The organism is Serratia sp. YC16 (assembly GCF_009707615.1).
GTDB lineage: Bacteria > Pseudomonadota > Gammaproteobacteria > Enterobacterales > Enterobacteriaceae > Serratia > Serratia surfactantfaciens.
In genome coordinates this window covers 17,785-30,028 of record NZ_WLYN01000011.1, presented here as the reverse complement: position 1 = coordinate 30,028, position 12,244 = coordinate 17,785, and the positions used below count along the sequence as shown (strand labels likewise).

13 protein-coding genes and 1 pseudogene are annotated in these 12,244 nt (G+C 55.1%); 12 read left to right on the top strand and 2 right to left on the bottom strand.

What is annotated here, in order from left to right; translation table 11 throughout:
• Nucleotides 1-25: 25 nt before the first annotated feature.
• On the bottom strand, nucleotides 26-1,438 hold the full coding sequence (locus GKN89_RS20980) for a PTS transporter subunit EIIC (RefSeq protein ID WP_154747698.1): 1,413 nt from the start codon (nucleotides 1,436-1,438) through the stop codon (nucleotides 26-28).
• Nucleotides 1,439-1,660: 222 nt separating this feature from the next.
• On the opposite strand from GKN89_RS20980, the gene GKN89_RS20975 reads away from it, so the two are divergent.
• The 3 genes from GKN89_RS20975 (at nucleotide 1,661) to GKN89_RS20965 (ending at nucleotide 4,167) form a co-directional block, all read left to right on the top strand.
• Complete coding sequence (locus GKN89_RS20975; RefSeq protein ID WP_230329019.1) at nucleotides 1,661-2,782, top strand: S1C family serine protease; 1,122 nt, start codon at nucleotides 1,661-1,663, stop codon at nucleotides 2,780-2,782.
• A 151-nt stretch (nucleotides 2,783-2,933) separates the two neighbouring features.
• Nucleotides 2,934-3,698 (top strand): winged helix-turn-helix domain-containing protein, encoded by a 765-nt coding sequence (locus GKN89_RS20970; protein WP_154747697.1) that lies wholly within the window; start codon nucleotides 2,934-2,936, stop codon nucleotides 3,696-3,698.
• Entirely contained in the window at nucleotides 3,682-4,167 is a 486-nt protein-coding gene (locus GKN89_RS20965) for a hypothetical protein (protein WP_154747696.1), read from the top strand. Before GKN89_RS20970 ends, GKN89_RS20965 begins: the two co-directional genes overlap by 17 nt.
• A gap of 42 nt (nucleotides 4,168-4,209) precedes the next feature.
• Here GKN89_RS20965 and GKN89_RS20960 read toward each other — a convergent pair whose 3' ends face one another.
• Complete coding sequence (locus tag GKN89_RS20960; RefSeq protein WP_154747695.1) at nucleotides 4,210-4,926, bottom strand: winged helix-turn-helix domain-containing protein; 717 nt, start codon at nucleotides 4,924-4,926, stop codon at nucleotides 4,210-4,212.
• Between the two features lie 413 nt (nucleotides 4,927-5,339).
• Here GKN89_RS20960 and GKN89_RS20955 point away from each other — a divergent pair, with 413 nt between their 5' ends.
• The 9 genes and pseudogenes from GKN89_RS20955 (at nucleotide 5,340) to GKN89_RS20920 (ending at nucleotide 12,239) form a co-directional block, all read left to right on the top strand.
• Nucleotides 5,340-5,891 carry a fimbrial protein gene (locus tag GKN89_RS20955; RefSeq protein WP_154747694.1) on the top strand — a complete coding sequence of 184 codons (552 nt, stop codon included), beginning with the start codon at nucleotides 5,340-5,342 and terminating at the stop codon, nucleotides 5,889-5,891.
• Nucleotides 5,892-5,990: 99 nt separating this feature from the next.
• Nucleotides 5,991-6,533 carry a fimbrial protein gene (locus GKN89_RS20950; protein WP_154747693.1) on the top strand — a complete coding sequence of 181 codons (543 nt, stop codon included), beginning with the start codon at nucleotides 5,991-5,993 and terminating at the stop codon, nucleotides 6,531-6,533.
• A gap of 88 nt (nucleotides 6,534-6,621) precedes the next feature.
• Nucleotides 6,622-8,904, top strand: coding sequence for an outer membrane usher protein (locus tag GKN89_RS20945; protein WP_370520273.1), 2,283 nt, complete (start codon nucleotides 6,622-6,624; stop codon nucleotides 8,902-8,904).
• Nucleotides 8,889-9,335: pseudogene (locus tag GKN89_RS20940) on the top strand (FimD/PapC C-terminal domain-containing protein); the annotation flags it as partial. The gene GKN89_RS20945 and the pseudogene GKN89_RS20940, both read left to right, overlap by 16 nt.
• Nucleotides 9,325-9,621, top strand: coding sequence for a hypothetical protein (locus GKN89_RS24320; protein WP_195934027.1), 297 nt, complete (start codon nucleotides 9,325-9,327; stop codon nucleotides 9,619-9,621). The pseudogene GKN89_RS20940 and the gene GKN89_RS24320, both read left to right, overlap by 11 nt.
• On the top strand, nucleotides 9,590-10,210 hold the full coding sequence (locus GKN89_RS20935) for a hypothetical protein (protein WP_195934026.1): 621 nt from the start codon (nucleotides 9,590-9,592) through the stop codon (nucleotides 10,208-10,210). The genes GKN89_RS24320 and GKN89_RS20935 overlap by 32 nt, the downstream gene beginning before the upstream one ends.
• 52 nt (nucleotides 10,211-10,262) lie before the next feature.
• Nucleotides 10,263-11,036 carry a fimbria/pilus periplasmic chaperone gene (locus tag GKN89_RS20930; protein WP_154747691.1) on the top strand — a complete coding sequence of 258 codons (774 nt, stop codon included), beginning with the start codon at nucleotides 10,263-10,265 and terminating at the stop codon, nucleotides 11,034-11,036.
• Between the two features lie 35 nt (nucleotides 11,037-11,071).
• Complete coding sequence (locus tag GKN89_RS20925; protein WP_230329018.1) at nucleotides 11,072-11,722, top strand: fimbrial protein; 651 nt, start codon at nucleotides 11,072-11,074, stop codon at nucleotides 11,720-11,722.
• 13 nt (nucleotides 11,723-11,735) lie between these two features.
• Nucleotides 11,736-12,239, top strand: coding sequence for a fimbrial protein (locus tag GKN89_RS20920; protein WP_154747690.1), 504 nt, complete (start codon nucleotides 11,736-11,738; stop codon nucleotides 12,237-12,239).
• The last annotated feature ends 5 nt before the right edge of the window (nucleotides 12,240-12,244 follow it).

Below are 12,244 nucleotides of genomic sequence, written 5' to 3'. Positions count from 1 at the left end.
GCTCCCTTAACTGTTTGTCGTCCCGTCAGACGCTTTCCCGATCGTATTTGCGCAGCTTGCCCGTGATGTAGGTCAGCACAAAGGCCGCCAGGCAGCCGGTGAGCCAGGCGAAGATATACTGCAGATATTTGCCGTCGGCGATCAGCGGCAGGGCCGACAAACCTGCGGCGCCGACGCCATTGGTGGAAACACCGAGCAGCACGACCATCATGCCGCCGAAGCCGGCGCCGATAGAGCCGGTGATAAAGGCGAATCCCGCCGGAATATTCACGCCGAAGATGGTGGGTTCCCCTACGGCGAGGATCGAGGTGGGAATGGCGCCTTTGGCGATTTTTTTCATCACCGGATCGCGGGTGAGCAGCAGCACCGCCGTGGCGGCGCCGACCATGCCTGCATTGGACATGATCTGGATGGCGAACAGCGGAGCATGCCCGGTCGCATTGATCATCTCCAGATGGATCGGGAACAGGCCATGGTGCAGACCGAGCGAAATCAGGAACGGGAACAGCGAGGCCAGCACGAAGCCGGCGGCCAGCCCACCCGTGGCCAGCAGGCCGTTCAAACTGTGCAGGATGCCGTTAGACACAATGCCGGCGACGGGCATGATGGCGAACAACAAGGCACCGGCCATCACCGTTAGCACAATCGTCGGCGTCAAGACCACGTCCAGAATGTCGGGCACGATGCGACGCACCTGTTTTTCCAGCACGCACATCAGCCAGACGCAGAAAATAACGCCGATCAACCCGCCCTGGCCGGGGAGCAGCCCCAAAAGAGGCAGTTGGGGTGCGATGGTGATGGCGCCCAGCAGGCCGCCCATGATGGCGTTGCCGTTGAACTCTTTCGCCGTGGTGACGCCGGTATAGATGGCCAGGAAGCTGAACAGCGCTTTGGAAACGATATCAAGAAATTGGCTCAGGCCCAGCAGATGGCGCTGATCCAGCACCACCTGGGCCGGAGAAAGCTCGCCGCTGGTCGCAATGGCGTGCGTCAGCGCATAGGAGGCGGCGGAGTTGACCAAGATGTTGTTCAGCCCCATCAAAATCCCGGCGGCGATCAGCGGCGGCAGGATGGGAACGAAAATGTTGGCGATATGCTTCAACACGGCTTTGGTGCGTGTGGGTTTGCGGGATTTCTCGCGCGCCAGCGCCGCTTTTTGCTCTACGTCGCTCAGCGGCGCCGTTTGCGGGTCCGAGGCCAGCAGTTCATTGATCGCCGTCGCCACTTTAGACGACTTGCCTGGGCCGACAATCACTTGCAAAGTATCGTCTTCCACTACGCCCAGCACGCCTTCGATGCCTTTAAGCGCCTGAATATTCACTTTTGCAGGATCGACCAGGGTCATGCGAACCCGTGTCATGCAGTTGGTGACATGGCGTAAGTTATTTAAACCGCCGCTGTGCTCAACAATGGCGCTGCCAACAAGAGGGTAGTTCATCCAGAGGTTCCTTTTGGTTGTTGTCGCCATTTGTTATAACAATATAATGTTATCATGTTTGTGAGGGCGATCATACAATGCCGTTTTTTTACGCAGGAGCGGAACGAAACAATGCGTGTGGTTGGTTTTAAATTTAACTAAATCAGCATGTTGTTTTTTTCGGGGAGTTTGAAAGGTTCGCAGGGAAGGAGGAAAGGTGTTCAAACCAAGGGGAGCAGAGATTTGAGCCTGGGGCTGTTGACTGCGCCAATTTTTCGCTTGTCAGTACATTTTATCTTCGGTATGAAGAATGTTCTTATAAAAACCATTTGCCATTTTGAGGGTGCGATGAATAAAAAGGTTATTCATATGTTAATTGGCGTGCTTATTGGCGCAGTCGTCAGCACTCTCTATTTCAAGCAATTCGCTAACCAGAACCGGCAAAATGTGAATGAATTGTCACTGAGTATGGCGATAGAACGCGCAATACCATCTGTTGTATATATATATGCTAAAGATTGTAATGATGTTGCTTATGGTTGCCCGTTGGGCACCGGGGTTATTATGGACAATCGTGGGCATGTGGTGACGAATTATCATGTGGTCAATGGCGTCAAGAACATGGTGGCGCTGCTCAGCGACGCGACGGTAAGAGAAGCGAGCGTCGTTGGCTATGACAAACTGACCGATTTAGCCGTGATGAAACTGGATCCTGTGGCGACCACGCCCATCCGTATCGATGAAGATAACAAAATCAAAGTCGGTGATTTTGTTTTAGCCATCGGCAATCCTTACAACCTGGTTGGCTCCGTTTCGCACGGTATCGTCAGCGCCATTGGCCGCAGCGGCTTCGGCGTCATTGGCAGACAGACGTTTATTCAAACCGATGCGCCGATCAATAAAGGCAACTCCGGCGGGCCACTGGTTAATGCATCTGGAGAAATGATCGGCATGAATACGTCGGTTTTCTCGGTAGACCAGGCTCTGAATAGTGTAAAAGGCATCAGTTTTGCCTTGCCGACGAGCCTGGTGAATAAGGTAATGAAAAAAATCGTGGCGGATGGGCGAGTCATTCGCGGCTGCATCGGCGTGGAAGCCGCTAATGTTTCCGTGATTCATGGAAAGCTGGGGGGACGATATAATGTGCTGGTGACGGGCGTAAAACACGCGGGGGCTGCGAGCGACGCCGGTTTACAGGAAGGCGATGTCATTAATAAAGTGGCAGGGAAAATGATTGATAATGCCCAGGACGCTTTGAATATCTTTGCCGAGACGCCGCCGGGTCAATATGTTGAGGTTATGGTGGAAAGAAAAGGTAAAAACAGGGTTTCATCGCTGAAGGTTGATGATTGTGATGACGAATAGCCAAGGGGGATTCTCTGACAGAGAAAATAGTATGGCTATGATAACATTTAAATATAACCTCATGTATTAAAAGGTTAATTATTCTTATTTAAGAATATTCCTATAAAAAGTGCGTTGTGATATCATTTTAGCGTTCAATAAGAGGTGCGCTATGGCTTATGTGATAAACAACAAAATTATTTATCGGGATGATGTTTCTGAGCTTTGCGTTATTGATGATGAACAGTCTAAAGTCTCGTTAACCGCGACGGTTAATCGGTTGTTGTTATTATTTGTCCGAAATGAGAGTAAAGTATTAAGCCGCGAATTTTTGCTGAGTCAGGTTTGGGGTAGCTATGGCCAGATCGAGTCGGGCAATAATCTGAATAATGCGCTTTCTCAGTTGCGCAAGGCGTTTACCGAACTGGGTGAAGGCGAAGTGTTGATCACCCTGCCAAAGCAGGGAATTCAGTTCCAGGCGGGGGTTGCGCGTACCGATGAGACAGCAAACCAAGACAAACCTGAGTTGAATAAAATCCTTATCGGGAAAGGGGCCACCCGGCGGATGAAGTATTTATGGCTCTGCGTGGCAATGGCCGTTTTTATCGGTGGCCTGGTGATGTTGGCTGCAGGGATGCGCCAGGTTTATATCCCGACGGCGCAGTTTGTGCCCGCTCAGCGCATCGATAATTGTGAAATAGAAATGATTAACAGCCACCACAAGCTGGTGCGTACGGCTATTTCAGTGCAGGATGTGAGGAACATCATCGCGGAAAGCGGCTTTGACTGCAATAAACCGGCCACGGTTTATTATTATAACGGCGGTGCGTTGGTTCTCAGCGCTTTGCATTCTTTGGCGACCTTTTTCGCTTATTGCCCAAAAAATGAAAAAAACATTAACGCGGCCTGTGAGAATGTCTATGTTTCCAGGAAATAAAAAAGCAATAAAAGGGTGGCTCGCATCGCTGATGATTATTGGTGTCGCCTTTCTATTTTTCGGCATCTACCTGCAGTTTTTTGCTCCGGTCATGCCGGAATGCAACGCGGTAATCCGCACCGATTATCATGATGAAAAACATTCGCTATCCAGAGTGTTGTTTGTCAGTATTGTCAATATAAATGCGAGGGAAAGTGCATTTATCATCAATGGGTCCGCCACCTATAATAATGAACATGTTACGATCTCTCGTACTATTACCATGAACTATACGGCGAATGCAGGTCGCTTCTTGCTGCGCCCAACAAAAGTTGTTCGGCGCGCCAATGACAATAACGACAGCAAGGAGATTAACCGGCTGTTCCCGGCAGTCGGGAAGGACATCTTGTTTACGGTCGAGAGGATCAATGACCGGCAATACATCTTTGCCGACAACAGTTCCCCCAATTTTATTTGCAACAAGCGTTGATGCGCTAACGACTGCACCCTTCTGATGTGAAGGGTATATGCCCTACTGTTGCAGCTTTACCGTTTTGCACGCAGCCAGGCCTTGCCGGGGGCAGTAGGTCATCACGGCCGCTGTGCTGTCGTCATCGGCAACCTGATCGTATAAGTATACGCTGGCGCTGCTGTTGCAATCATAATCAAACTCGCTCAGCAGCCGCCTGGCCGAAGAAATATCCTGCCTGCTGTCGATGGCGAACACGTTGCAGCTGTGATATTTACCGATAAAGCTCAGGTCATTATTGGTAGTGTAATAATGCAGCGCGACGCCGATGGCAATAAGGCCGGCGGCCAGGGGCAGCAGAAGCAGAATGAGCGGTTTTATACGTCGGGTTTTCTTTTCCGCTAACGGATGCGCTTCCGGCGTTTCGCCATTATCTTCACCTTCTTCTTCCCCCAAAAGGGTTATCGACTCGGCGACGAACTTAAACCCTTGCCGCGGGTAAGTAACCAGAATGTCATCCTCACCTAGCTGAGCCAGCGTCTTGCGTAACCCTGAGATATAATTGCTCAGGTTATTGTTCGATGCCGTCAGGCCATGATTATTCCATACCTCATCCAGCAAACGCTCCCTCTCTACAATTTCATTATTGCTTTCAATAAACAATGAAAGCAGTCGCTGAGCAGGCTTTAATAAAACCACCTCTTTATCGCTACTCTTACTGAGTGATAATGTACCTCTGCGAGCATCATAGAAAATGGTGTTATTTATAATGTATTTCATGTTTTTCCCTGTAAATAATCTGTCCGTACTTAATATTGTGGCTGCGCGAGTTTTTTTTCAACCGCCTGATGGGGATTGGAATTGGGATTTTCTTATATTGCATGGGTAATTGGTTAATTAAACCTGAATCAAGCGGTTTTTTTATTTACAGATTGGTTAATTTCACGCCTCGATTGGAGTTAAAATCTATTTTTAAGGTATTTTATTTATACATATTCTTAATTTTATTTAATTTACAGTTTTATATTTCAAGAAGTGCGCTGTGATAGTAGATTGTTCTCACTGGTTTGAAGGCCAGAAACAGAAGGTTTCCTGTGCTGATACGAAAATGGCGATAAGCCGGGAAGCGTTATCTTCTGCAGATAAAGTTAGTTGTTTTTAACTCTTTCACTTACTAAGGAATGTAAGAAACTATGAAACTGAATAACATCATGATGGCGGCGGCGGTTGTTTTTGGTCTGTCTTCTACCGCTTTCGCGGCTGACCAAGGCCACGGTAAAGTGACCTTCAGCGGTTCTATTATCGATGCGCCATGTTCGATTGCTCCTGAAGCCGCAGATCAGACCGTTGAACTGGGCCAGGTCTCTAAAGCGGCGCTGCTGAACGGCGGTAAATCTACCCCGCGTAACTTCGCCATCCAGCTGGAAAATTGCACTTTTGCCAATGATGAAGCTACTGGCAACCCACAGAAAAACAAGGTAACGCTGACCTTTACCGGTATGGAGTCCAAAGCCAATAACGGCCTGCTGGGTATTACCGGTACCGCACAGGGTGCCAGCGTAGCGATTACCGACGGTTCCGGCCAGGTGATCAAACTGGGTAAACCAACCAAGGCTCAAGAGCTGCAAAATGGCTCTAACTCCCTGAACTTTGCCGCTTACCTGCAGGGTGACGCTGCCTCTGGCGCGGTGCTGACCGAAGGCGAGTTCCAGTCGGTGGCCGACTTTACCCTGGCTTATAACTAAGCCGCGTTAATTTCTTCAATATTGAAGTGAATTAAACATGTTTATGCATGCGGGCTTCCCGCATGCATTTTTCAGGGCCGCTTTATCGGGGAATAACGTATGTGGACTAGAAAAACGGTTTTACCGGTGGCAACTTGCCTATTTATCTTCACTGCCTTTATCGCACAGGCAGGCAGCGCTATTCAGGGCTGGGGCAGGGTGAATATGCAAGGCGCTATTATCGATACCGCCTGCGCCATTGCGGTTGAAAGCCGTTATCAGACCGTGGATATGGATATCGTGCCGATAGCGGATATTATTCGCGACGGGCAAAGCCAAACAAAACCTTTCGTTATCGAATTGGTTAATTGCACCCTGGAACGCGCCAATAATAAATTGCCGGACTGGAAACAGTTTCAGGTGACCTTCGACGGCGATGCCGAAGGGGATTTATTTGGCATGCGCGGCGAGGCCGCCGGCATTGCTCTGCAAATCACCGATGCCGCCGGCAATATCGCCACGCCTGGCCACCCGTTGCCGCGCGGCGATATCATTCCCGGCGATATGCGGCTGAATTACGCCCTGAAATTGGTTGCCAATAATCATGCGCCGAAGGCCGGTGATTATTTCTCGGCCGTCCGTTTCAAGCTGGATTATTTCTGAGGCCGGCGGTGAGGACAGATTGCAAAAGCACAGGGACAAGAAATAATTATAAGGGAACGGGGACATGAGGAAATCACCAGCAGGAAAAATGGCGCGTATTAATACGCTGGGATTATGTATCGCGTTGGCGCTTGGCGCTTCCCCGGCACTGGTATATGCCGCCGACGACATTCAGTTCAATACCGACGTGCTGGACGTGCATGACCGGCAGAACATCGATCTGAGCCAGTTTTCACGCGGTGGCTACATCATGCCGGGCACCTACGGCATGGTGGTGCACATCAACAAAAACGATTTGCCGGAACAGCAAATTCCGTTCTACCCGCCGCAGGATGACCCCAACGGCAGCCGCGCCTGTATCAACCAGGCGCTGGTGGAGCAGCTGGGGCTCAAAGAGAGCGTGATGAAAAACCTGCGCTGGTGGCATCAGGGCGAGTGCCTGGACGAGGGTAGCGTGGCGGGCATGGAGACGCGCGGCGATCTGGCCACCTCGTCGCTGTACCTGAACATTCCGCAGGCGTACCTCGAGTACACCGCCGAGAACTGGGACCCGCCGTCGCGCTGGGACGAGGGTATTCCGGGGCTGCTGTTCGACTACAATCTCAACGCCCAGACCCAGCGCCAGCAGCGCAGCGGTAACCGCAGCTACAACCTGAGCGGCAACGGCACCGCCGGCGCCAACCTCGGGGCCTGGCGCCTGCGGGCGGACTGGCAGGGCAGCCTCAGCCACCAGACCGGCAGCGGGCAGCCGACCGACAGGCGGCTGGACTGGAGCCGTTACTACGCCTACCGCGCGCTGCCGGCGCTGCGCTCGAAGCTGACGCTGGGCGAGGGCTATCTGGACTCCGGCATGTTTGACAGCTTCCGCTTTGCCGGCGCCAGCCTGGTGTCGGACGACAACATGCTGCCACCCAACCTGCGCGGCTATGCGCCGGAGGTGGTGGGCGTGGCGAAGACCAACGCCAAGGTGGTCATCAGCCAGCAGGGGCGGGTGTTGTACGAGACCACGGTGGCGGCCGGGCCGTTCCGCATTCAGGACATCAACGACGCGGTGAGCGGCGAGCTGAACGTGCGGGTGGAGGAGCAGGACGGCAGCGTGCAGGAGTTCGTGATGAACACCGCCAGCATCCCGTACCTGACGCGGCCAGGCTCGGTGCGCTTCAAGCTGGCGGCGGGCAAGCCGTCGGACTGGGAACATCGCTCACAGGGGCCGCTGTTCGGCACCGGCGAGTTCTCCTGGGGGGTGAGCAACGGCTGGTCGCTGTACGGCGGCGGCCTGTTCGGTGGCGACTATAACGCGCTGTCGCTGGGGTTGGGCCGCGACCTGATGGCATTGGGGGCGCTGTCGTTCGACGCTACCCAGTCGCGGGCGCGGCTGCCGCAGGAAGACGGCGCGCTGAGCGGCGGTTCGTACCGGCTCAGCTACTCGAAGAGCTTCGACGAGTACGACAGCCAAGTGACCTTTGCCGGCTACCGCTTCTCGGAGCGGGATTTCATGAGCATGAGTGAGTACCTGGACGCGCGCTATTACGGCAACCGCAACGGCAGCGGCAAGGAGATGTACACCATCACCTTCAACAAGCACTTCCGCGACTGGGGGCTGAGCTCGTACCTCAACTACAGCCACGAGACCTACTGGGACCGGCCGGCCAACGATCGCTACAACCTGACGCTGTCGCGCTATTTCGATATCGGCCGCTTTCGCAACCTGAGCCTGTCGCTGTCGGCCTACCGCAACCAGTACAACGGAATGAAGGACGACGGGGCCTACCTGTCGCTGTCGATGCCGTGGGGCGAACGCTCGACGCTGAGTTACAACACCACGGTGAACCGCAACGACAGCACCCACCGGGTGAGCTACTACGACCGGCTTGACGAGCGCAGCAACTACCAGCTGAGCGCCGGGCACTCGCGCAGCGGCGCCAACGCCAGCGGCTACTACACCCGTGAAGGGGATATCGCGCGGCTGAGCGCCAACGCCAGCTATCAGGAAGGCCGCTACAGCGCGGTGGGGCTGAACGCTCAGGGCAGCATGACGCTGACGGCGGAGGGCGGCGCGCTGCACCGCAGCGGCATGGCGGGCGGTACGCGGATGCTGATCGACACCCAGGGGGTGGCGGGGGTGCCGGTGCGCGGTTACGGCAGAGTCAGCCGCACCAACGCCTGGGGCAAGGCGGTGATCGGCGACGTGAACAGCTACTACCGCAACAAGGCGAGTATCGATCTGAATCAGCTGGGCGACAACGCCGAAGCCACCAAATCGGTGGTGCAGGCGACGCTGACGGAGGGGGCCATCGGCTACCGGCAGTTTGACGTGATAGCGGGCGCCAAGGCGATGGCGGTGATCAAGCTGNCTGGGGCAAGGCGGTGATCGGCGACGTGAACAGCTACTACCGCAACAAGGCGAGTATCGATCTGAATCAGCTGGGCGACAACGCCGAAGCCACCAAATCGGTGGTGCAGGCGACGCTGACGGAGGGGGCCATCGGCTACCGGCAGTTTGACGTGATAGCGGGCGCCAAGGCGATGGCGGTGATCAAGCTGGCGGACGGCAGCGAACCGCCGTTCGGCGCCACGGTGCTGAACGCCCGCAAGCAGGAGACCGGCATCGTCAACGACGGCGGCAGCGTCTATCTCAGCGGCATCAACGCCGGTGAGGCGATGACGGTGCGCTGGAACGGCGCGGCGCAGTGTGAAGTGCGCATGCCGAGCCCGCTGCCGGCGGAGATGCTGATGAATACGCTGCTGTTGCCATGTCATCAATTAGGCCAAGTAACGGCAGGTGAGTTAGATGAAAAGTAAAATAGTGCGGTATCTGGTTTCCGTATTTTTTCTTTTATTAGCGGGGAATACCTATTCCGCAACGGTGGAGGGGAGTTTTTCCGACTGGTATTGGTTAAATAACCAACCGGCGATAAATTATAACTTCACCAGTGTTGTCGTTACCGGGGTGGAGGACGGAGCATGGTGGGCGTGGACACCTAAGCGTATTGTATGTGCCTGGCAGTGCAATCTCATGGTATATGCCAATTTTGGGTGGGGCCCCGGCGATTGCTTTGCTGCACCTAAAAGCTGGGGGGGGGATTAAAATCGGCGATCAAGGAAGTGAATTTACTCTTGCTGAGTTTAACCAGAAACTGAAATCAGTGATGCCATTTGTGGGGACGATTAATTACCGGGTGCCGCCTAATTGTAAGCCGATACTTTGGTTGCGATTAGAAAATGGAAATACAATTCGTCTGGCATCGACGGAAGACGGTACGCTGCCACCGCTGGACAAATTACCGCCCGTTGACGTTTTCTGCCGGGTCGAGGGTTTAAGCAACAGCGAAATTAATTTTGGCGTAGTCAATCAGGAGTCTAAAACCGCCAGTATTAGCGCCTCGTTGATTTGCGATGGCAATTACGCTGGTCAGGCGACGGCGCGCTTAATATTTACCGATGCCAACCGCAGCGGCGGCAATACCATCGTATTGACCAATCCGCAAAATAAACAGCAAATTAAGGTGAAACTGTCCGTTGATTCACCGGGCGCCGGCAATAAACGGGATGTGACCGTCAAGGTCGGTTATAAGGGTAGCGTCGAGCTGTTCGCCTCTATCGATGAGGCGGAGCTGAAAAAAGAAACCTCGGGCGACTTTACCGGCAGTGCGGTGATTATTTTTAACGTGATTTAAATGAGCTTTTATTGCTTGGATAGATTTTTATATTTATTGAGTTGAGGTAACCATGAAAAATACAAAACGTTCATTGGCGGCGTTTGCCGAAAAACACATTGTGACGGCGGCGGGGGCCGTGCTGCTCGTCTGTGCGTCGCTGCCTGCCCAGGCGGCTATCGCGCTGGATCGCACCCGCGTAGTGTTTGACGGTTCGCTGAACTCGGTGAGCCTGAGCGTCAGCAACCAGAACAAGCAGCTGCCCTATCTGGCGCAGGGCTGGATTGAAGACGCGCAGGGCAACAAGATCCAGAGCCCGCTGACGGTGCTGCCGCCGGTGCAGCGCATCGAGCCGGGCAAGCCGAGCCAGGTGAAGATCCAGGCGCTGCCGGCGGCCAAACAGCTGCCGCAGGACCGGGAGACGGTCTACTACTTCAACCTGCGCGAGATCCCGCCGAAGAGCGGTAAGCCGAACACGTTGCAGATCGCGTTGCAGACTCGCATCAAGCTGTTCTACCGCCCGGCGGCGATTGCGATGGACAAGAATGCGCCGCCGCCGCAGGAGCAGCTGACGCTGACCCTGCAGGGCGACAAGTACGTGTTGAACAATCCGACGCCGTACTACGTCACCCTGGTGGATGCGGGCAGCGGCAAGAACGCGCCGGTGAAAGCCTTCGAACCGATGATGGTGCCGCCTAAGGGCAGCCTGCCGCTGACGGTGAGCGCGGCAGCGGTGGGCAACAGCCCGGTGCTGACTTACGTCAACGACTACGGTGGCCGGCCGCAGCTGAGCTTCAGCTGCAGCGGCAATATCTGCAAAGTGGTGCCGGAGCAGAAAGGCGCTTAACCGCTGCATCCAGATAAAAGTAGACAGGGGGATAAATGGCAAAGGAGCTGATGGCGGAACGCGCTTACTGGCTAAGCGAGCTGCGATATTACGCCGTGCTGACGGCGCTGGCCTTGATGGTGCCATTGAGCCTGACCGCGCTGCTGTGGCTGCCGCCGCCGGCGCAGGCGGCGGATAACTGGCAGGTAGAGGGCGCTAATGGCGTGTTGTACCTGCAGGGCGCCCTGACCGAGAGCGCTTGCCGGCTGGAGATGGCCAGCGCGCGCCAGGATATCGCGCTGGGTGAAGTCGGCAGCGGCCGTTTGAAGCAGCCCGGCGATCGCGGCACGCCGGTACGCTTTGAGCTGCGGCTGGCGGACTGCCTGCGCAGCCCGGCGGGCAGCCGCGACCTGCGTACCGGCGGGTTGGTCTGGGCCAATAACCAGCCGGCGGTCACGGTAAGCTTCCGGGCGCCGCGTGATGCGGACAACCCGCAGCTGGTGCAGGCGCGCGGCGTATCCGGTCTGGGGCTGCGGCTGGAGGACGGCCACGGGCGCGATGTGCGGCTGGGTGAGCGGGGCGCGCCGCTGTTGCTGACGCCGGGGCAAAGCACGCTGAGCTATACCGTTGCGCCGGAGCGCACGGCGGCCAGCCTGGCGGCAGGCAGCTACCGGGCGACGGTGGATTTTCATCTGAGCTATGACTGAGGCGGAGCTGAACATGGATGAAACGATAACGAGAGTAAGGAACCGACAACGAATCGGCCGCCTTGGCGCATTGTTGATCACCGCGCCGCTGATGTTACAGGCGGCCACCACGGTAACGGTCAAAGTCACCGTGGTGGCGCCGCCGCCCTGCGTGATTAACGGCGACCGGCCGATCGAGGTGAATTTTGGCGAAGTCTTGACCACCCGGGTGGACGGCAAAAATTACCGTACGGCGGTAGGTTATACCCTGTCCTGCAGCGGCCAAAGCAAAAACGCCATGAAGCTTCAGGTGCAGGGCACCGGCGCGGCCTTCGACGCGACGGCATTGAAAACCAATAAAACCACCTTGGGCATCCAATTGCAGCAAGGCAGCAGCAAGCTGGCGCTCAATAGCTGGCTGAATTTCACCTATCCGAATGTGCCGGAACTCTGGGCGGTGCCGATTAAACAGGGCGGCGCGACGCTCAGCGGCGGTGAATTTACGGCGGGCGCCACGCTGAAGGTGGCCTATCAGTAAGGAAA

Excerpts from the sequence above, each read along its gene's own strand:
- GKN89_RS20980 (WP_154747698.1), bottom strand. The coding sequence starts at position 1,438 with ATGAACTACCCTCTTGTTGGCAGCGCCATTGTTGAGCACAGCGGCGGT.
- GKN89_RS20970 (WP_154747697.1), top strand. The coding sequence starts at position 2,934 with ATGGCTTATGTGATAAACAACAAAATTATTTATCGGGATGATGTTTCT.
- GKN89_RS20965 (WP_154747696.1), top strand. The coding sequence starts at position 3,682 with ATGTTTCCAGGAAATAAAAAAGCAATAAAAGGGTGGCTCGCATCGCTG.
- GKN89_RS20960 (WP_154747695.1), bottom strand. The coding sequence starts at position 4,926 with ATGAAATACATTATAAATAACACCATTTTCTATGATGCTCGCAGAGGT.
- GKN89_RS20955 (WP_154747694.1), top strand. The coding sequence starts at position 5,340 with ATGAAACTGAATAACATCATGATGGCGGCGGCGGTTGTTTTTGGTCTG.
- GKN89_RS20950 (WP_154747693.1), top strand. The coding sequence starts at position 5,991 with ATGTGGACTAGAAAAACGGTTTTACCGGTGGCAACTTGCCTATTTATC.
- GKN89_RS24320 (WP_195934027.1), top strand. The coding sequence starts at position 9,325 with ATGAAAAGTAAAATAGTGCGGTATCTGGTTTCCGTATTTTTTCTTTTA.
- GKN89_RS20930 (WP_154747691.1), top strand. The coding sequence starts at position 10,263 with ATGAAAAATACAAAACGTTCATTGGCGGCGTTTGCCGAAAAACACATT.
- GKN89_RS20925 (WP_230329018.1), top strand. The coding sequence starts at position 11,072 with ATGGCAAAGGAGCTGATGGCGGAACGCGCTTACTGGCTAAGCGAGCTG.
- GKN89_RS20920 (WP_154747690.1), top strand. The coding sequence starts at position 11,736 with ATGGATGAAACGATAACGAGAGTAAGGAACCGACAACGAATCGGCCGC.